The sequence below is a fragment of the Devosia riboflavina genome, assembly GCF_000743575.1.
Taxonomy (GTDB): Bacteria; Pseudomonadota; Alphaproteobacteria; order Rhizobiales; family Devosiaceae; genus Devosia; species Devosia riboflavina.
In genome coordinates, this window is record NZ_JQGC01000012.1 from 54,635 (window position 1) to 74,269 (window position 19,635).

Genomic DNA, 19,635 nt, shown 5'->3' on the forward strand with positions numbered 1-19,635 from the left:
GTTCTATCTTACTGAGCCGCAGGCGCGGGCGCAGCCTCGTCACCATCGACGATGGTTTCGATGGCATCGGCGGCGACTTCGGCATCCGAAGCGGTTTCTTCGGCGATGAGGCCGGCCGAGGTCATCTGCGCGATGTAATAGGCGACGCGATTGCGAATGCCTTCCTGGGCCAGGGGATCGTTGAGCACGGCTTCGAAGGTCGTCTTGGCGGCTGCGGCATCACCGGCCTTGAACTGGGCGAGGCCGATCAGTTCGCGGGCGACGCGGCGCATCGGATTGTCGTCCGTGGCAATGGTGCCGACGCGGGCTTCGACATCGGCCAGGGTGCCGGTATCGACGAGCAGCGTTGCGGCCTGCAGCAAGGCCAGTTCGCGCAGGCGCACGTTCGACTGGGCATTGGCGAGGGCATCATAGGCGGCCACGGCACCGGCGGTATCGCCCGATTTTGCGAGCAGCGAAGCCTTGGCGAATTCGGCGAGGACCGGATAGCCGCCCGAACCATTGGCGGCGAGCGCATCGAGCTCGGCCTGGGCGGCGGCAAGGTCGTCCTTGCTGGCGCTATCGAGGGCCGCATAGAGCTCCTCGGACGAGCGGGCCGACTGGCTGTTGGTGTACCAGGACCAGCCTTCATTCACTGCCACGACGGCAACGATGGCCACGGCCGCGCCGATGACGAAAGGCGCAATACGGCGCCAAAGCGCGCGCATGCGGTCGGAGCGCAGCTCCTCGTCAACTTCACGGAAAATATTGTCCTCGGCCATCTCGGTCTCTGGGTCTCAAGCAAATCCGGGGCACGTTTATCACGCTGCCCCCGGAATGCAAATTGCGCCGCGCAAAACCAAGGTTATTAACCGCTGCCATGGCATTAATGTCTGTATGTGCCGCGGATGGGCTACATTACGGCCGTGGCAGGAACCCTCAAATGAGTGCCGGGCGCGACCAGACCATCGACATGTTTCGCGGGATCGCCATCCTGCTCGTCGTGCTGTTCCATTTTACCGCGCGCCTGCCCGCTTACGCGCTCAACATCACCGAAGGCGCCCCACTTCCAGTGTTTTTCGGCTGGGTCGGGGTCTATTTCTTTTTCATCATCTCGGGCTACTGCATCTTCATGACGCTGGAGCGCTCGGCGACGGTCGGCGTTTTCCTCGCGCGACGCATTTCGCGCATCTATCCCGCCTTTGTCGCCGCCGTACTGATCCTCTTCGTCTTCGGCCTCGTCGCCTATATCCCCTCTGTGCCGGAGGCGAAATTCCACGTCATTCCGCCCAATCTGCTCGACGTGGTGATGAACCTCTTCTTCGTCGGCGAGATCGGGGAATGGGTCGATGGCTCGTTCTGGTCGATTGCGGTCGAGGTGAAGTTTTACCTGCTGGTTGCGTTGCTCGCCGGGGTCTTTCACGACCGGGTGCGGTTCACGCGGGTCTTTGCCTGGCTGGCGCTGGTGATGGCGCCGATCTGGGCGGTGTCGACGCTGTTTTCGCACCTGGGCAGCGGGCCGATCACGCCGCAATCCATGCTCAAATTCCTCGCCATCGCGCCCTATCTCAGCTTTTTCGCCGTCGGCATTCTGGGGCGGCAGTTCGAGGCGGGCACAAAGGGCACCGGCAGGCTGCTGGCGGCCAATGTCGTCGTTTCAACCGTGGTGGTCTGGATCGAGGCCTATTCGTTCGAACTGCACGATGGCTGGCTGACCGCGACCGTCTGCGCGCTGGTCTATCTCATGCTCGTGGCACTATTCCTGCGTTTCGTGCGAGGCAAGGCGCTACCGACCCTGCCGGGCCTGTCCTTCGGCATTGCCCAGATCGGGCTCCTCAGCTTCTCCTGGTATCTGATCCACGAGAATGTCGGGATCAGCATGCTGACGACGCTCGATCTCTACATGCCGGCGCATCTGGCCTTGCTCGTCACGGTGGCTTCGACCTTCCTGCTGGCCATTGGCTTTGCCGCCTTGTTCGAATGGCGGTTCAGGAAGCCGGTTGAGCGCTTGGCCATGGCGGCGCTTGACTGGCTCGGGCACCGCGCGAACTGGCTGGCTCCGCTGCGCACGGCCGCAGCAACCCCTGCCGAATAATTCCTAGCGGCTCAGCGGCCATTCGGCCAGGTATTCGGGCCTGCGCATGCCCGGCAACGTATGCACCAGCCAGAAGGAGCGCACAGGCCAACGGAAAGGCCTCCGCAAGATCAGATCGGGCACCTTTCCAGGACCGTACCAGATCGTCAGATGCGGCTCCATGGATCGCGGACCCACCGACAGGCCGAACCGCTGCATTTGCTGTCGGATATCAGCATAAATCGCCTTGGCATCGCGGGCGCCATTGGAACAGGTCAGGACGATGGGATATTGCGCTCTCACACCGCCCCGCGAACGCTTGGCGCCAAAGGTGCGGACCATGTCAAAGGCCATTTCGAAGCCGGGCCGCCTTATCGTATTGCCGATTTCGAGCGCATCATCCAGCAGGTCGCCTGCAATCTCCCTGCCCTTCTCGACGATGTGCAGCGACACGTGCTGTCGCTCGGCTCGCACCACCTTGCGAACGCCGTGACGCAACGCCAGCATTCGTGCGCCACGCTCCATTTTCTGCGCCAGCGCCGGGGGCGGCACCAGGGTGAAATAATAGCGGTGGTCCAGCGCCCTGGCCTCTTCCACGGCGGCCTTGCCTCCGAAAAAATCGAGTTGAATCTCCATGGCACAGCTCTTTGTTCATTGTTTGTTCTAGGCTACAATTGCCTGTCGCCGAGGTCAATCGATGTGGCCGCGGTGAGTCGCACAAAGAGTCCGTTGACTCCTTCTTAAGGTTATGTTCACTCTTTGTTCACACATGGGAGGGACGACATGTTGAACGGGGTGCGACGTGGACTTTCATTGATTTTGCTGCTGGCGATGCTGGGACCGCTCCAAGCGAAGGCGACCGAGGAGGCTGGGTCGGCTTTCGTGGAGGCGCTGGAAAATATCGCCGCGATTAGTCGGCCGGGCCAGGTGGGAGATGCAACCATCTGGGACGGCAACAAGTATGTGCAGTGCTACACAGTGGACGCCGGAACCACGCGCTGCGAAGCGGCGGGCTCGCTGATGCAGCCCTCGCTTAAGCGCGCGATGCGCCCGGACGATCTCCTCGCGCTTGGTTGGACGAGGGACGACAGTTTCGGAAATTTCGTGAAGACCTTCCCGGCTGAGGCCGGTCCGGCAGACATTGCGGCTGCCGCGGTTGCGGCCTTGACCGAGGCCTATGATGCCGAGCCGGAATGGTTCGAGGTGCAAACGCAGTGGCTGCCGGACACCAAGTGCCCACCGCGCAATGGCCCGACGCAAAACCTTGCCGGCATGATCAATGCCATGCCGGCGTCCGTGATAGCGTGCTCTTATGCGGAGGCAATGATGTTGCCGGCGGCGCTGGCGGCATCACCAGACCTTTACGAGCCCGCCATCGCCGCTGAGATTCAACGATTGCGCGTCAATGCGAGTGAATCCGTATTCGCAGTTTTTGACGCCGGCATCGGCTATGTGCAATGCGCGCCGGATCAGGCGTCATCGGCAATCTACTGCGAGGCGCAATCGGCCGAAAGCTGGCCGGCCCTGGCGACAATCCTTACGCCCGAGCGCGTCGACCTTTTGCATACCGCAGGATATAGCGATCCCGGCCGTTCTCCCAATTACTGGAAGAACTATGCCATGGATCGCCAAACGGATTTGGCTATTGCCGGGGAAATCCTAACCCTCTTGCGCGATGTCTATGGATTCACCGGCGAATGGGATCTGGAGGTTCATACGGACTGACCGGCATAGGCCGGTCGGTGCTCACTCCCACTCGATCGTGCCGGGGGGCTTGGAGGTCACATCATAAACCACGCGGTTGATGCCGCGGACTTCGTTGATGATGCGGGTGGCGGTTTTACCGAGGAAGTTCATGTCGAACTGGTAGAAGTCGGCCGTCATGCCATCGACCGAGGTCACCGCGCGGAGGGCGCAGACGAATTCGTAGGTGCGGCCATCGCCCATGACGCCGACGGTCTGGACGGGGAGAAGCACGGCAAAGGCCTGCCAGATCTTGTCGTATTGGCCGGACTTGCGGATTTCGTCGAGGTAGATGGCATCGGCCTGACGCAGGATGTCGAGCTTTTCGGGCGTGATGCCGCCGGGGCAGCGGATGGCGAGGCCCGGGCCCGGGAAGGGATGGCGACCAATAAAACTATCCGGGATGCCGAGTTCGCGACCGAGAACGCGGACCTCGTCCTTGAACAGTTCGCGCAGGGGTTCGACGAGCTGCATGTTCATGCGCTCGGGCAGGCCACCCACATTGTGGTGGCTCTTGATGGTGACCGAGGGGCCGCCAGTGAAGGAGACGGATTCGATGACGTCGGGATAAAGCGTGCCCTGGGCGAGAAACTGCGCGCCGCCGAGTTTCTTGGCTTCTTCTTCGAACACTTCGATGAAGAGGCGGCCGATGATCTTGCGCTTGGTTTCCGGGTCCGACTGACCTTCGAGTTCGCCGAGGAACTGTTTTGAGGCATCGACATGAACCAGCGGAATATTGAACTGGTCGCGGAACATGGTGACGACCTGTTCGCTTTCGTTCAAACGCATCAGGCCATGATCGACATAGATGCAGGTGAGCTGGTCGCCGATGGCTTCGTGGATCAAGACGGCCGCAACGGAAGAGTCGACGCCGCCGGAGAGACCGCAGATGACCTTGCCCCTGCCGACCTGGGCGCGGATCTTTTCGATCATCTTCTGGCGATAGGCCGACATGGTCCAGTTCGACTGGATGCCGCAGATCTGGTGCACGAAATTGGCGTAGAGTTTTGCGCCATCGGGCGTGTGCACGACTTCGGGGTGGAACTGTACGGCCCAGATACGGCGGGCTTCGTTTGCGATCATGGCGAAGGGCGCGTTGGGCGAGGTGCCCACGACTTCAAAGCCTTCCGGGATCGAAACGACGCGGTCGCCGTGGCTCATCCAGACCTGGTGGTCACTGCCGGTGGTCCAGATGCCGTCATAGAGGGCGCTCGGCTTTTCGACATGGACGTCGGCGCGACCGAATTCGCGGTGATGGCCCGCTTCGACCTTGCCGCCCAGGGACATGCAGAGGGCCTGTTGGCCATAACAGATGCCGAGGATCGGGACATTGGCCGCAAAGACCGCCGGGTCGATTGTCGGGGCGTTTTCGTCGAGCGTCGAGGCGGGGCCGCCCGAGAGCACGATTCCCCTAGGGTTCAGCGCCGCGACGGCTGCGGCCGCCGACTGGAAAGGATGAATTTCGCAATATACGCCGGTTTCGCGAATGCGTCGCGCAATGAGCTGCGTGACCTGCGAGCCGAAGTCGACAATGAGGATGGTGTCTTGGGCGGGGGCGGTGTCTGCGTGCGTCATGGCGAGGCTTTAGAGCAGAGCAAAAGATTCCGCAAGCACCCGCGCTGCAAGGCTGGACTGACGCTGCAGCAAGCGGCACAAGCACGCTCCGCGGGATCGACCGGCGCGATGAGGCGTTAGGGCGAGGAGACCCGATCTGGAACGTGCTTGATGACCAATGACAACCGATTGCTCGGTGCAGACTTTTTGCGGGCCACGGCGTGCCTTGGTGTGCTGCTGCATCACCTTGCCTTTCGCATGGATATGAATGCCGTGCCCGATGCCGCAGAGCCGGTGCTGCGGTTTCTCGTCTATGGCAGCTTTGGCGTGACGGTGTTTTTCGTGCTCAGCGGCTTCTTGCTGGCGCGGCCCTTCTGGCTGGCGCTCGATGCGAGCAAGCCGATGCCGTCGCTCCGGACTTTTACGTTGCGGCGGCTGGCGCGGATCGTGCCGGGGTTTTGGCTGGCGCTGGTGGTCAGCCTGTTGCTCGACCTGTGGCTGGGGGGAAAAGTGCTCGATGGCGAGCGGATCGTCCGTTTTGTCGCGGGGCTTTTGCTGGTCAGCGACTGGCATTGGCTGACGCTGTTTCCGGTCGACAATAACGGGCCGCTCTGGTCGATCGGCTTTGAGGTGACGGCCTATCTGCTCTTGCCGCTGGGTATGGCGGCGGTGTTTGCGCTCAAGGCGCGGCGCTGGGCGGCGCGGCTTGCCTGGCTCGGGGTGATCGGCGTTGCGCTCGTCGTGCATGTTCTGGTGGTGCAGTATGCGCCGATCGACGAGGTCGAGCGCGGCTGGAACCATGGGCTGGTGGGTGGCGCCAAGGCTTGGATGCCGCGGTTCAATCCCATCGGGTTCTTTGCCATTTTTGCCGTGGGGTCGCTGGCGGCCGGAGTGCAGGTGCTTATTCAGAACCGGCGCGGGATCGGCATGGATGTGATTGGCGGGCTGGCCGTGTTGGCAACGGCGCTGATCATGGCGCTCAATATTGGCGGGCTGACGGAGGGCTTTGGCTGGCTCGGCATTCCCTATGCCTTTCCGGTGATGCCGCTGGCGGTCGGGATCGCGCTCGCCACCCTGCCCTCTTCGATCTATCTCGGACGGCTGCTCGACAATGGAATCGTGCGTTTCATCGCGCGCATCTCTTTCGGCATCTATGTCTGGCACTTTGTGATCATGTGGCTGCTCGAAAAGCTGGTGCGTGGTTCGTTCCGGACTTCGGGGCCCGAGGGCTGGGCGACATGGCTGCAGACGAGCGGGCTGGTGCTGGCGATCACGGCTGTGGTCGCAACGCTGAGTTTTTATCTGCTGGAGCAGCCGGTGGTTCGCTGGGCGCGAAAGTTCGAGAGGGCCGGCAGGCGTGAGGACGAACCTGCCGGTGCCAAGGCGGTCAGTTGAGGATGGCGATCGAAAGGTTGAGCAGCGTCGCGAAGCTGACCCAGGCGAGATAGGGCAGGAAGAGCGCTGCGGCGAGGCGATCGCGGTTCCAGTTGACGAGGATGAAGCCGACAATGGCAAGCCACATCAGGACGATGATGGCGAAGGCCGGCCAGACCATGTGGCCGATGAACCAAACCGGCGACCAGGCCCAGTTGAGCGCCATCTGGCCGTACCAGAGCTTTGACGAGGTGCTGGTGGGGTTGTCGATGAAGCTGCGCCAGCCGACGATGGCAATCAGCACGTAAAGGGCGAACCAGACTGGGCCAAAAATCCAGTTGGGTGGATTGAAGGGTGGCTTGTTGAGGGCCTCGTACCACGCGCCGGGGACGGACTGGGTGCCTATGAGGGCACCGACGCCGATGACGACGATAAGGAAGGTCGCGAGGACCAGCCAGGAGCGCGGTGTCTGAAAATCGGTGGTGGCTGCGGACATTTTTGGGCCCTTTTGCTTCGTATGCCACTGAAACGAGACAAAAGGCCGGCCGGTTCACCTGAATAGTGTTCTCGCGCAGTCGTCATTCTTGCTGCGACACCGTATGGACCACCGGGACAAGCCCGGTGGTGACTGGGGTAGATCGCGTCTATTACGCAGCCTTGCGAATGAGGTGGCAGTAAAAGCCATCCGTGCCCGTACGATGTGGCGTCAGAAGGATGCCGCCGCCGGAGGTGGCAAGGCCCGCGGGCATTTCCGTAACCAGCGTGCTGCGCCAGGCTTTTGCAATGTCCACGCTCGACGCTTCCGGGTGCGCGGCGAGGAGTGCGGCGACTTGATCGTCGTTCTCTTCGGGCAGGATCGAGCAGGTGATATAGACCAGCGTACCACCGGGCTTCACATAGTGCAGCGCTTCTTCGAGGATGGCGGCTTGGTCGGCCTGACGCTGGGCGAGCAGATCGGGAGTCAGCTTCCACTTGGTATCGGGGCGACGGCGCCAGGTGCCTGTGCCGGTGCAGGGCGCGTCGACGACGACGCGGTCCATCTTGCCAATGAGGTCGTCGAGGGCGCCGGGATGGGGCGCGCGGACCTGGGCATTGCGCACGCCGTTACGTTTCAGGCGATCGTAGATCGGCGCGAGGCGGTTGCGGTCGCTGTCATAGGCGAAAATCTGGCCCTTGTTGCCCATGGTCGAGGCTAGAGCGAGGGTTTTGCCCCCTGCCCCAGCGCAGAGGTCGAGCACTTGTTCGCCCGGCTGGGCACCGGCAAGGGCCGATACCATCTGGCTGCCCTGGTCCTGCACTTCGAACCAGCCTTTTTGATAGCCTTCGTCGGTCGTGACATTGGGCGTGCGCGCATCGCGCGGGCCGGCCGGCATGGTGAAACCCATCAGGGCATAGGCGGTCGGCTCGGGCGAGAAGCGGGAAAGCGATTTTGCCACCTTTTCAGGGGTCGCCTTGAGGGCATTGACGCGCAGGTCGAGTGAGGGCCGGCCGGCCATGGCCTGGCCTTCGGCGGCGAGGTCGCCGCCAAAGGCGCGCTTGAGCGAGGGGAGCAGCCATTCGGGCATGTCGGCCTGAGTGGCTTCGTCAGCGCCGTCGAGGCTGGCTGTGGCGCCGGCGATTTCTTCGGCGGTCAGGGGTTCCGGCGCGTGGCTGTCTTCGGCGAAGGCGGCGTTGAGGGCCTCGGGCGCTTCGGCCCAATCGCGCAGCACGGCGGCGAGCACGAGGGCGCGCGGCGTGTCGGCGCCCATGGCAAAGGCATAGGACGAGCGGCGGCGCAGGGCATCGTAAACGAGATTGCCGATGGCGGCGCGGTCACCCGCCCCGGCAAAGCGATTGTTGAGACCCCAGGCCTTCAGCGCTTCGGAAACCGGCCGCTTGCGGGTTTCGACATCGGTCAGAACTTCAATGGCGGCGGCGATACGGCCGGGCAGGCGCATGGGATTCAGGCCTCGGGAAAGGAGCAGACATTGACGCGATTGCCGGCGATATCGACGAAGTCGAACCAGCTCATGGCGCCATTCTTGTTGATGGGAGTGACCTCGCGGCCATCTTCGGCCAGCGCGTCGTGCAGAGCCTCGATATCGGGCGCGAAGAAGTTGAAGGCAACATAGTGCTGCTCGCGCATCTGCTCGACGGGAATGAGCGTGAGTGCGGTCGACCGGGCGCCCTCACCCGCGATGCGCAAGCCGATATGGCCGGCAGAGCGAAAAATCTCCGCCATGCCGAACATGCGCTCATACCAGGCCGCAGCGGCAACGGTGTCTACGGCCGGAACGAAAATGGTGTCGATGCGGGAGATCAGCGGCATGGCTCAGCTCAGAAGAATGCGTGCGATGAGCCATAGCCAGAAGAGGCACAGGACAGCAAGGCCAAGCGTATAGGCGAAAAAGCGCTGCTCGACCCGATTGGTGGTGACGTGGATGGCGGCGTGGACAAAACGCAGCGCTACGAACGCCAACGCGAGGACGGTTTCCACCCAGCTCACCGCGCCCAGGTGCAGGGCAAGAAGAGCACCGATGAAGAAGAGCACCGGCAACTGGAACTGATTGTCAAAACTGTTGGAGAGCAGCCGGGCCTTGAGCGGATAGGCGGTGCGATCGACGGCAATATCGGCCATGGGGATTTCGCCGCGCATGACGCGCGGCACGCGTTCGCTGCCCAGCCAGAAGAGCAGGCCCAAGGTCAGCACGACCTGCGCGGCCATGGCGAGCATCAGCAATTTCTCGACCAAGGGCACTGCGTTCATTCTCCGCCGGAGAGTCGATTTCTGGGACTAAGCATTTATGGCGGAACGGATTTTCCGCGAAGATAAAACCGTCACATCAAGTTCCGCCGCGCTAGGCGCCGTTCTCGTCCGCGGAACGCCAGACCGTTTCGGCTGTGGTTTCAGGGTCCTGAACGATGACCTCGGCGCCCTGGTCGTTGGAATTGCGGGCGTCTTCGATGGCGGACTCGATGGCGGCCTCGCGGGTCTTGAACGGGGCTGAAACGCTGCCGCGATTGGTGTGCTGCCAGCAGCCGTCGCGCAGATAGACGATGAAATGACTTTCGCTCATGGGCTCCTCCGTTTTCTGACAACGAAGGAGAATGACGGCGCGTTGCATGTGCCCGCGCCGTCAAAACAGATTATCTGCCGCTGCGATAGTTGGGGGCTTCGCGTGTGATGGTCACGTCGTGGACGTGGCTTTCGTTGAGCGCAGCGCCGGAGATTTTGACGAAAGTCGCGTTCTCGCGGAACTCCTTCAGTGTATGCGCGCCGGTATAGCCCATGGAGGCACGGAGGCCGCCGGCGAGTTGATGCAGCACAGCGCCAGCAGCACCCTTATAGGGCACCTGGCCTTCGATGCCTTCGGGCACCAGCTTCATCTGGTCGCGCACATCCTGCTGGAAATAGCGATCGGCCGAGCCGGCGCCCATGGCGCCAACCGAACCCATGCCGCGATAGGACTTATAGGAACGGCCCTGGTAGAGGTAGACTTCGCCGGGGCTTTCATCGGTACCGGCCAAGAGCGAGCCAACCATGACGCAGGACGCGCCACCGGCGAGAGCCTTGGCCATGTCGCCCGAGAACTTTATGCCGCCATCGGCGATGACTGGAATGCCGGCCTTATGGCCTTGTTCGGCGCAGGACATGACGGCGGCGAGCTGGGGCACGCCGACACCAGCGACGATGCGGGTGGTGCAGATCGAGCCCGGGCCGATGCCGACCTTGACGGCGTCAGCGCCGGCATCGATGAGCGCCTTGGTGGCTTCCGCCGTTGCGACGTTGCCGGCGACGATACGGGTGGAATTGCTCTCGCGCTTGACGCGCTCGACGGCCTCGGCAACGCGGACCGAGTGGCCATGGGCGGTGTCGATGACGAGGAGGTCGACGCCGGCATCGATAAGGGCCAGCGAACGTTCAAAGCCGCCATCGCCAACGGTCGAGGCTGCGGCGACGCGAAGGCGGCCCTGTGCGTCCTTGACGGCGTTCGGATGGAGCTGGGCCTTTTCGATGTCCTTGACGGTGATGAGGCCGATGCAGCGATAGTCTTCGTCGACCACCAGCAGCTTTTCGATGCGGTGACGATGGAGGAGGATTTTGGCCTCTTCCTTGGAAACGCCTTCGCGCACCGTGATCAGGTTCTGGTGCGTCATCAGTTCGGAAATCGGCTGGGCCGGATTGGACGCGAAGCGGACGTCGCGATTGGTGAGAATGCCGACGAGCTTGCCGATGGCGCGGCCACCGGCGCCACCATTCTGCACCACCGGAATGCCGGAGATGCGGCTCTTCTGCATCAGGGCGAGGGCATCGGCGAGGGTCGCATCGGGGCCGATGGTGATCGGGTTGACCACCATGCCGCTCTCAAAGCTCTTCACCATGCGGACCTGTTCGGCCTGCTCTGATGCGGTCAGGTTCTTGTGAATGACGCCGAGGCCGCCGGCCTGCGCCATGGCGATGGCCATATTGGCTTCGGTGACCGTGTCCATGGCCGAGGAAATGATCGGCAGATTGAGCGCTATGTCCTTGGTGACATAGGTCGAAATGTCGGTTTCGGTAGGCAGGACATCGGAGCGCGCGGGCTGGAGCAGCACGTCGTCGAACGTCAGAGCAGCGTCGCCGGTAATCGTGGTAATAATCTTCGCCAAGGCCAGACCCTTCCTGCCTTCTGAACACTGTCAGATCTATTGGAATATGAACCGGCGGGGTGTACTCGCGGGTTCAGGTTGGCGAGGGTCAATAGCATCGGCGCCCCAGCTTGCATAGGGGCGATACCGGGGGCAGCAATGCGCCTAGCCCCCTAGCTCAATGGGCTTGCCGGTGATATCAGGAAAAGGTTTGGCGCCGAGACTCCCGTCCGCGCCACTTGCGGAGCAGCTCAACCCCGCCCCGCGCCGGGAAATTCCGCCCATCGTTGCCCAATATTCATTGGCCAAGCCTAAATCTTGGGCTCATAGTAACCGGGCTGCATCCCTCCTTGCACGATTCCCGGTTTAGACTCGTGATCCGCGTTACCCCGCTCATTCTTGCGGTCGCCCTGTTCATGGAACAGATGGACTCGACCGTTATCGCCACGTCCCTGCCTGCCATCGCCGCCGATATCGGCAGCGATCCGATCGCGCTGAAACTGGCGCTGACGGCCTATTTCGTGGCCCTCGCCATTTTCATTCCGCTCTCAGGCTGGATGGCGGACAGGTTCGGCGCCAAGAACATTTTTCGGCTCGCGATCTTCGTCTTCATGCTGGGGTCGCTTGCCTGCTCCTTCTCCTTTTCTCTCGAAACCTTCGTGATCTCGCGCTTCTTCCAGGGCATTGGCTCATCGATGATGACGCCGGTTGGGCGCCTGCTGCTGGTGCGATCGACGCCGCGTAACGAACTGGTTTCGGCCATGGCCTGGCTGACGGTGCCGGCGCTGGTGGCGCCGGTGACGGGGCCGCTGATCGGCGGGTTTCTCACCACCTATCTGAGCTGGCACTGGATTTTCTGGATCAATATCCCGATTGGCATCATCGGCATCATCCTCTCGGGGATTTACCTGAAAGTGCCGGATGAGCGGACGCCGCGGCCGGTCGATCTCGTCGGCTTCTTCATCGCCTCGGTGGCCTTTTCGGGCACGGTCTTTGGCCTTTCGGTCATCAGCCTTCCGGCCCTGCCGATCATCTATGGCTACCTGACCATCGCCGTGGGCGTGACCGCCGGCATTCTCTATTTCCTCCATGCGCGACGTACGCGCTATCCGTTGCTCGACCCAAAACTGTTCCGGCATCGGCTGTTCCGTTCGTCGATCACCGGCGGCTCGCTGTTCCGCATCGGGGTCGGCGCCATTCCTTTCCTGCTGCCGCTGATGCTGCAGCTTGGTTTTGGGCTCAATCCGTTCCAGTCGGGCGCCATCACCTTCGTTTCGGCCATTGGCGCCATCATGAGCAAGTTCGTGGCCGAGCGGGTGTTTGCGCGCTTCGGCTTTCCGCGCGTTCTCGCCTTTGCCTCGATTTTCGGTGGTCTTCTCATAGCGGCGCAGGGCTTTTTCACGGCCGAAACGTCAACCCCGGTGATCATGGCGGTGCTGCTGGCGGGTGGCGTGTTGCGCTCGGTTTTCTTCACCGGCTCAAATGCGCTGGGCTATGCCGACATATCGGACGAAGAGACCAGCCAGGCCACTGCCATTGTCGCGGTCTGCCAGCAGCTTTCGGTGGCGTTTGGCGTGGCGGTCGCCGGTGCCATTCTCGAAGTCACCCGCCACTATACCGACGGCCTGCTGACGCTACTCAATTTCCAGATCGCTTTCTTCGCCGTGGGCGGGCTCAGCGCTCTGGCGAGCCTTGTCTATCTCACCCTCCCCAAGAATGCCGGCGCCGACGTGTCGGGCCATCGCGCCTACAAGGAGTAGCGGGACGGCCAAACCGCCCCGATTTGCCAAGTGTCGAGAACCACGCCCCTTATCCTGGCCACCGCCCTGTTCATGGAAAACATGGACTCGACGGTCATTGCCACCTCGCTAGCCGCCATTGCGGCAGATATCGGCACGGACCCGATTTCGCTGAAACTGGCGCTGACCGCCTATCTCGTGGCGCTCGCCATCTTCATCCCGATTTCGAGCTGGATGGCCGACCGGTTCGGGGCACGGCGCGTGTTCCGCGTCGCCATGCTGGTCTTCATGATCGGCTCAATCTGCTGCGCGTTTTCGAGCTCGCTGGCCCAGTTCGTCGGCGCGCGCTTCATCCAGGGCATGGGCGGGGCCATGATGGGGCCGGTGGCGCGCCTCGTGCTGGTGCGGGCGACGCCTCGCCATCAACTGGTGGATGCCATGGCCTGGCTGACCATTCCAGCGCTGATCGGGCCAATCGTTGGGCCGCCATTCGGCGGCTTCCTCACCACCTATTTCTCCTGGCACTGGATTTTCATCATCAATGTGCCGATTGGCGTTCTGGGCATCATCCTAGTCGGCTTTGCCCTGCCCAATGAGCACCGGAACAAGCCACGTAATATCGATGGGCCGGGTTTCGTCATGGCCGGCCTTGCCTTTGCGCTCTTCGCCTTTGGCTGCTCGGTGGTGAGCCTCCCCGCCCTGCCCCCGGTCTATGGCGTGATCGCCGCCGTGGCTGGCATGGTGCTCGGCGTCTTCTACACCCGCCATGCGCTGCGGACGGAATTTCCGCTGCTCGACCTGCGCCTCCTCGCCGTGCGGAATTTCCGTATTGCCATCGTCGCGGGCACCTTCTTCCGCCTCGGCCAGGGCGCGACACCCTTTCTCTTTCCGCTGATGCTGCAGCTCACCTTCGGGCTCTCACCTTTCGAGAGCGGCATGGTGACCTTTGTCGGCGCGATCGGTGCGCTGGCGGCAAAGTTCGTCGCCAATTGGATGTTTGCCCATTGGGGGTTCAAATATCCGCTGGTCTGGTCGACGGCCATTTCTGCAGCCGGCATCGTCGCCATGGGGCTCTATACGCCGGAGACGCCGATGCCGCTGATCCTTGCCGTGCTGACCTTTACCGGCTTCTGGCAATCGACCTTCTGGACGGGTTCCAACGCCTTCACCTTTGCCGATATCGAAGACAAGGACGCCGGACAGGCCAATGTGATCAGCCAGGTCTTGGGCCAGTTGATGTTCGCCATGGGCGTAGCATTGGGCGGCGGCACGCTGGAACTGGTGCATCGCCTGCGCGGCGGCGGCGAACTGGCGCTGGTGGATTTCCACATCGCATTCTATGTGGTGGCGGCTGTGGGGCTGGTGGCAACGGTGCTGTTCCTGACCCTGCCGAAGAATGCCGGGCATCAATTGCTGGGCAAGCCGCACGTGCATTGAACGATCATGAAACGGCGGCGCTGGCTTGTCTCGCCCGTTCCGGACCACTTGCCTCCCACCAATCGGCAAGCCCCTCGATGAGTGGCAGCACTTGCGCCCCGGCGGGCGTGAGATCGTATTCGACGCGCAAGGGATAGCCGGGAAAAGCCGTGCGCATGATGAGCCCCACGGCCTCGAGCTTGCGTAGTTCCATCGCGAGGATGCGATGGGAAACCGTGGGATTGTCGCGCCTGAGATCGCTGAACCGCTTGGTCCCGTCCTTCAAATAGTAAAGCAGCAGCGCGGGCCAGCGTCCGGACAGAGCGCGCATCACGTCCTCGATGGGGCAATTGGAAACCAGCGTCTGCATGGGGCTCTCGTGGTTACAAAAATGTCCGTAATTTACTTAGGGACGCAGAGAGTTAGGTTCCAGCCCGCTGGCCAGCACATTTGACACTTCTGGAAAGATGACCAATGGAACCGATCCTTGTTTACGGCCACCCGGCCGGGAGCTCCATGGGGCTCATTGCCGCCTTCGAATGGCTGGGCCAACCCTATCGGCTTTGCCGCGTCGATATGCTGGGCGAGATGCGACAACCGGGCTATGCGCGGATCAACGCCCGCCACGAAACGCCAGCCCTGATCACGCCCGCCGGCCGGCCTGTTACCGAGACCATGGCCATTGCCGCCTGGTTGGCTGCCCGCGATGGTGACCATCGCATCAGCTATGCGGCGGAAAGCGCTGAAGCCGACCGCATGTGGCAATTGCTGGGTTTCATCAATACCGGCTTCACGGGCGCCTTCAGCCCGCTCTGGGCTGCGCTCGAAATGGAGCCACCCAACCCGATCTTGCAGGAAAACCTGCGCATCTGGGGCCGTCGGAGCGTTATCGAACGCCACGACAAGCTCGAAGCTACGATCGGCGACGGCCCCTATCTCATAGGAGAAAACCTCTCGCTCGCCGATGCCGTGCTGATTGGCGTTGCCCGCTGGCTCGATTTTCATGAAGTGGCCGATGCCGGGCGTTGGCCGAAGCTCGCCGCCTTGCGGCGTCGCCTCGAAGCAGATCCTGCTGTCATGTTTGCGCTCGCCATCGAGAACGGCGAGACCCCGGCGGGATCAGGATCGTTCAAGGGCCATGTGGCGCTAGCCGATGTGATCGAGCGCTACGGCCAGACGGCCGCCTGACTTCTGGGGGCCGCGGTCAGTCCGCGGCCTCTTCCTGATCCACCTCGGTCCGGCCTTTGAAGCCCTTGGCCACCAGATAGGCCTCTGCCGACTCGCTGCGGCTCGACGGGGGCTTTACGTGCATGGTGGTCTTGAAGTGGCGCTTCAGCATGTGCAACAGCTCATGCTCGGTGCCGCCCTGGAAAACCTTGGCGACGAAGGACCCGCCGGGATTTAGCACCTGAATGGCGAAATCGGCTGCGATCTCGATGAGATGCACGATGCGCAGGTGGTCGGTCGGGCGGTGACCGGTCGTCGGCCAGGCCATGTCGCTCATGACCACGTCGGCCTTATGGCCACCCATGGCGGCAAAGAGCTGCTCGGGCGCGTCGTCATGGGTAAAATCCTTCTGCAGAAGGATAACGCCCGGAATCGGATCCATTTCCAGATAGTCGATGCCGACCACAAGCGGGTGCTCGGCCGTCGAGCCCACAGCCTTGGCCGCGACCTGCGACCAGCCGCCGGGTGCGGCGCCGAGATCGACCACGCGCATACCCTTCTTGAAGAGCTTCTGCTTCTCGTCGATTTCCTTGATCTTGAAGGCCGCGCGCGAGCGATAGCCTTCCGAACGGGCACGGGCCACATAGGGATCGTTGAGCTGGCGCTGCAGCCATTTGGTGGACGAGGTCGTCCGCCCCTTGGCCGTCTTGAGCCGGATCTTCAGGTCCTTGTCGGACTTGCGCCCGCCTGTTCCGAGAGCCTTATCCACCATTTGCGTTTCTCCGCTTGGGGCGGCTCGGCCGCTTGTGAACCTTATCTGCATCCATGAGAGAAATCAGGATGCCTTCGCGCAGCCCGCGATCGGCCACGCGCACGCGTTCGGTCGGCCATTCGCGCCGGATGGCTTCAAAAATGGCGCAGCCGGGCAGCACGAGATCAGCGCGATCCCGCCCGATGCAGGGATGCGTGACGCGACGATCGAAGGGCATATTGAGAAGGACGCGCATGATGTCGTCGACTTCCTGGCTCTTGAGCCAGAGCCCATCCACCTTCTGCCGCTCATAACGCTCGAGGCCGAGATGCAGCCCAGCCAGCGTCGTGACGGTGCCCGAAGTGCCGATCAGGTGCACGGGATGGGCCGCAATCATCTGCCGCAGCTTTTCGCGACCGCGGAACTGTTTCAGGTGCTCGGAGACGAAGCCGACCATGGCCTCGAACACTTCGGGCGTGACATTGACCCCGCCAAAGCGCTCGGCAATCGAAACGACGCCGACCGGCAGTGACTGCCAGGAGCGAATCGAGGCCGACATGCGCCCCTGCGAGCGCGGGCGACCGCCACGGAAATCGAGCCAGGCGAGTTCCGAGGAACCGCCGCCAATGTCGAACATCAGCGCGCCCTGGGCGGTATCGTCGATGAGATCGGCGCAGCCGGTCACGGCCAGTTCGGCCTCGGTGCGGCGATCGACGATTTCGAGTTCGAGCCCGAGCTCTTCCTTCACCCGACCGAGAAATTCCGGACCGTTTTCGGCGGCCCGGCAGGCTTCGGTGGCGATGAGGCGCATGCGCGTCGGCTGGTGATCGCGCAGCTTGTTGCGGCACTGCTTTAGTGCCTCCATGGTGCGCTCCATGGCCGCGTCGCCGAGGCGCCCCGTTACCGAGACACCCTCGCCGAGGCGCACGATGCGGGTAAAGCCGTCGAGCACGCGAAAACCGTGCTCATGCGGACGCGCAATAAGAAGGCGGCAATTATTGGTCCCAAGGTCGAGCGCCGCATAGAGCGGCCCCCGCGCGCGCCGAGGCGCATGACCTGTCCGCGACTCCGCCACAGGTGGCGCAGCCGTACCCCTGGCCTTCCGGTCCTGACCGGGAGGCGTGCGGAGCGCCGTGCCGGTCCGGGCGACCGACAAGGCAGCGGACCGATTCGAGTCGGTCACTTGATTCTCCTGACGCGGCGCGGTCGCTGGCCGGTATTTCCGGCCGCGCCCAAGGCGCAGCTTTGGTGTTGCATTGTTGAAAAGACGGTACTTCAACGGGGCGCCAAGCGCAATGCACACATTGGTTGGGCAAACTTGCGCCATCCCCGCTTGCAATCCTCGTCCGCTTTGTCTAATGAGACCCCGCGCCGCCACGGAAGCACGGCTTCTAAGGATCACGGCCCAGCCAGCAGGCTCTGCTGGGGAATAGTTCAATGGTAGAACAGCGGACTCTGACTCCGTCGATCTTGGTTCGAATCCAGGTTCCCCAGCCAATCCTTCCTAAGTTATGACGGGGCTGAAAGAGTGCCACGATTTGGCTGTAAGAATGCAGCGATCCGGCTGTAGGAATGCAGCGATTCATCTCACCGAAGGTATGGTCATACTTCAGCGCCAACAATGGTATGCAGCGAGGTTTGGATGCTGGTGAGCGCGACCATGCCGGATTGGTGACGTGACCAGAAATACTGTCCGTCGTCAGAAGCTTTGGCGCAGAAGGGCGTCTGGTTTAGCGGAGAGTTCTGCTCGCCATCGTGTTGATGTTATGTGGCGATGCGGGCATGCAGCAAGCGCCGATGTTGGATGGTTTTGCGTTTGATCCTTTCGCGGTGTTTGATGATGGCTTTCGCCCTTCCGAAATAGGCGTCGACGGGTGTCACATTGTCGAGGCTCTCGTGGTAGCGCCGATGATTGTATTGCTCGACGAAGGCGCGGATCTGGTTTTCGAGATCGCCAGGCAGGAAGTAATTTTCGAGCAGGACGCGGTTCTTGAGCGTCTGATGCCAGCGTTCGATCTTTCCCTGTGTCTGGGGATGGAGCGGAGCACCGCGAACATGATCCATGCCATTGGCGCGGATGTAATCGGCAAGATCCTGGGCGATATAACTGGGTCCATTGTCACTGAGCAGGCGCGGCCGATGCTGCACATGGGCCTGATCACAGCCTGAGGCGGCCAATGCAATGTCCAGTGTATCGGTGACGTCCTGGGCCCGCATGGTCGAGCAGAGTTTCCAGGCGATGATGTAGCGGGAATAATCGTCCAGCACCGTGGACAGATACATCCAGCCCCAGCCGATGATCTTGAAGTATGTAAAATCGGTCTGCCACATCTGGTTGGGACGGCTGGTCTTGGTGTGGAACGCGTTGGCTGCCTTGATCACCACATAGGCGGGGCTGGTGATCAGGTCATGGGCTTTGAGAAGCCGGTAAACGCTGGCTTCCGAGATGAAGTAGCCCTTCTCGTCGGTGAAGCGCACCGCAAGTTCGCGGGGGCTCATCTCGGAGTGTTCCAGGGCCATCTCGATAATCTGATCATGGATACCGGCCGGGATACGATTCCACACCCGGCTGGGCGCCGAGGATCGGTCTTCCAGCGCCTCGGGACCGCCATTGAGGTAGCGATCATACCAGCGATAGAAGGTCCGGCGCGGAATGCCCAGCCGATCCAAAGTCTGCTTGGTGGTCAAGTTCGAGTGTTCGACCAGCCGGATGATCTCGAGTTTTTCGGAAGCGGGATACCTCATTCCTGGTCTTCCCCATCCCCCAGCATGCTTTTTTTGAGCAGGCGGTTCTCCAGGGTAAGGTCGGCAACGCATTCCTTCAGAGCGCTTGCCTCCCGGCGCAGGTCCTTGACCTCGTCGCTGGTGGCAGCACGCGCCGTATCACCGGCGAGGCGGCGCTTGCCGGCCTCCATGAACTCCTTGGACCAAGTGTAATAAAGGCTCTGGGCAATACCCTCGCGCCGGCACAGCTCTGCAATGCTGTCCTCGCCGCGCAGTCCATCGAGCACAATCCGAATCTTGTCCTCGGCAGAAAAGTGCCGTCGGCTCGCCCGTCGGATATCCTTGACCACCTGCTCGGCGGGCTTCTTCGTCTTCGTGGTTTTCGTCGTCATTCTGGGTCTTTCGTCTTTCAGACGAGACCAGAACTCTCCTTAAACCTCAAACCCAATTCTGTGCCACGGGCGCTGATGCCGGACAAATTTGACACCAGCCGCCAGACCATCATG

19 protein-coding genes and 1 tRNA gene are annotated in these 19,635 nt (G+C 62.1%); 7 read left to right on the forward strand and 13 right to left on the reverse strand.

Annotation, left to right across the window (positions count from 1 at the left end):
• Positions 1-8: 8 nt before the first annotated feature.
• A complete protein-coding gene (locus JP75_RS13405; protein ID WP_051960683.1) occupies positions 9-761 on the reverse strand; it encodes a tetratricopeptide repeat protein in 753 nt (250 codons plus the stop codon).
• Between the two features lie 161 nt (positions 762-922).
• On the opposite strand from JP75_RS13405, the gene JP75_RS13410 reads away from it, so the two are divergent.
• The gene (locus JP75_RS13410) at positions 923-2,074 is read left to right on the forward strand and encodes an acyltransferase family protein (protein ID WP_035083791.1); all 1,152 of its coding nucleotides are present in this window, start codon (positions 923-925) and stop codon (positions 2,072-2,074) included.
• 3 nt (positions 2,075-2,077) lie between these two features.
• Here the strand turns inward: JP75_RS13410 and JP75_RS13415 are convergent, their stop codons facing one another.
• On the reverse strand, positions 2,078-2,689 hold the full coding sequence (locus tag JP75_RS13415) for a 2'-5' RNA ligase family protein (RefSeq protein WP_035083793.1): 612 nt from the start codon (positions 2,687-2,689) through the stop codon (positions 2,078-2,080).
• 147 nt (positions 2,690-2,836) lie between these two features.
• Here JP75_RS13415 and JP75_RS13420 point away from each other — a divergent pair, with 147 nt between their 5' ends.
• Positions 2,837-3,778: a TY-Chap domain-containing protein gene (locus JP75_RS13420; protein WP_244446314.1), complete on the forward strand. Its 942-nt coding sequence runs from the start codon at positions 2,837-2,839 to the stop codon at positions 3,776-3,778.
• Positions 3,779-3,799: 21 nt separating this feature from the next.
• Here the strand turns inward: JP75_RS13420 and guaA are convergent, their stop codons facing one another.
• The gene (gene guaA, locus JP75_RS13425; RefSeq protein ID WP_035083795.1) at positions 3,800-5,371 is read right to left on the reverse strand and encodes a glutamine-hydrolyzing GMP synthase; all 1,572 of its coding nucleotides are present in this window, start codon (positions 5,369-5,371) and stop codon (positions 3,800-3,802) included.
• A gap of 150 nt (positions 5,372-5,521) precedes the next feature.
• On the opposite strand from guaA, the gene JP75_RS13430 reads away from it, so the two are divergent.
• Positions 5,522-6,745 carry an acyltransferase family protein gene (locus JP75_RS13430; RefSeq protein WP_051960685.1) on the forward strand — a complete coding sequence of 408 codons (1,224 nt, stop codon included), beginning with the start codon at positions 5,522-5,524 and terminating at the stop codon, positions 6,743-6,745.
• On the opposite strand, the gene JP75_RS13435 is transcribed toward JP75_RS13430, so the two are convergent.
• From JP75_RS13435 to guaB, 6 genes are all read right to left on the reverse strand, one after another.
• A complete protein-coding gene (locus JP75_RS13435) occupies positions 6,738-7,220 on the reverse strand; it encodes a TspO/MBR family protein (RefSeq protein ID WP_051960686.1) in 483 nt (160 codons plus the stop codon). The two genes, JP75_RS13430 and JP75_RS13435, sit on opposite strands and share 8 nt — an antisense overlap.
• Positions 7,221-7,371: 151 nt before the next feature.
• A complete protein-coding gene (locus tag JP75_RS13440) occupies positions 7,372-8,661 on the reverse strand; it encodes an RsmB/NOP family class I SAM-dependent RNA methyltransferase (protein ID WP_035083796.1) in 1,290 nt (429 codons plus the stop codon).
• Positions 8,662-8,666: 5 nt separating this feature from the next.
• Positions 8,667-9,032: a VOC family protein gene (locus JP75_RS13445; RefSeq protein ID WP_035083798.1), complete on the reverse strand. Its 366-nt coding sequence runs from the start codon at positions 9,030-9,032 to the stop codon at positions 8,667-8,669.
• 3 nt (positions 9,033-9,035) lie between these two features.
• A complete protein-coding gene (locus JP75_RS13450; RefSeq protein WP_035083800.1) occupies positions 9,036-9,470 on the reverse strand; it encodes an MAPEG family protein in 435 nt (144 codons plus the stop codon).
• Between the two features lie 91 nt (positions 9,471-9,561).
• Entirely contained in the window at positions 9,562-9,780 is a 219-nt protein-coding gene (locus tag JP75_RS13455) for a DUF2188 domain-containing protein (protein ID WP_035083801.1), read from the reverse strand.
• Positions 9,781-9,850: 70 nt separating this feature from the next.
• A complete protein-coding gene (gene guaB, locus JP75_RS13460; protein ID WP_035083803.1) occupies positions 9,851-11,353 on the reverse strand; it encodes an IMP dehydrogenase in 1,503 nt (500 codons plus the stop codon).
• Positions 11,354-11,706: 353 nt separating this feature from the next.
• On the opposite strand from guaB, the gene JP75_RS13465 reads away from it, so the two are divergent.
• Both JP75_RS13465 and JP75_RS13470 read left to right on the forward strand, forming a co-directional pair.
• Entirely contained in the window at positions 11,707-13,092 is a 1,386-nt protein-coding gene (locus tag JP75_RS13465) for an MFS transporter (RefSeq protein ID WP_084587671.1), read from the forward strand.
• A 30-nt stretch (positions 13,093-13,122) separates the two neighbouring features.
• Entirely contained in the window at positions 13,123-14,508 is a 1,386-nt protein-coding gene (locus JP75_RS13470) for an MDR family MFS transporter (protein ID WP_035083805.1), read from the forward strand.
• 4 nt (positions 14,509-14,512) lie between these two features.
• Here JP75_RS13470 and JP75_RS13475 read toward each other — a convergent pair whose 3' ends face one another.
• Positions 14,513-14,857, reverse strand: coding sequence for a winged helix-turn-helix transcriptional regulator (locus tag JP75_RS13475; protein WP_035083808.1), 345 nt, complete (start codon positions 14,855-14,857; stop codon positions 14,513-14,515).
• A gap of 104 nt (positions 14,858-14,961) precedes the next feature.
• Between JP75_RS13475 and JP75_RS13480 the strand changes: the two genes are divergently transcribed.
• Entirely contained in the window at positions 14,962-15,675 is a 714-nt protein-coding gene (locus JP75_RS13480) for a glutathione S-transferase family protein (protein ID WP_035083810.1), read from the forward strand.
• 16 nt (positions 15,676-15,691) lie between these two features.
• Here the strand turns inward: JP75_RS13480 and JP75_RS13485 are convergent, their stop codons facing one another.
• Complete coding sequence (locus JP75_RS13485; RefSeq protein WP_035083812.1) at positions 15,692-16,426, reverse strand: RlmE family RNA methyltransferase; 735 nt, start codon at positions 16,424-16,426, stop codon at positions 15,692-15,694.
• Positions 16,416-17,588, reverse strand: a complete 1,173-nt coding sequence (locus JP75_RS13490) for a Ppx/GppA phosphatase family protein (RefSeq protein WP_051960687.1) — start codon at positions 17,586-17,588, stop codon at positions 16,416-16,418. Before JP75_RS13490 ends, JP75_RS13485 begins: the two co-directional genes overlap by 11 nt.
• Before the next feature lie 240 nt (positions 17,589-17,828).
• Between JP75_RS13490 and JP75_RS13495 the strand changes: the two genes are divergently transcribed.
• Positions 17,829-17,902: transfer RNA gene (locus JP75_RS13495), tRNA-Gln, on the forward strand.
• 267 nt (positions 17,903-18,169) lie between these two features.
• Here the strand turns inward: JP75_RS13495 and JP75_RS13500 are convergent.
• A protein-coding gene (locus JP75_RS13500; RefSeq protein WP_152565840.1) for an IS3 family transposase occupies positions 18,170-19,521 on the reverse strand; the annotation gives its coding sequence in 2 pieces (ribosomal slippage) (positions 18,170-19,185 and positions 19,185-19,521; 1,353 coding nt in all).
• Between the last annotated feature and the right edge of the window lie 114 nt (positions 19,522-19,635).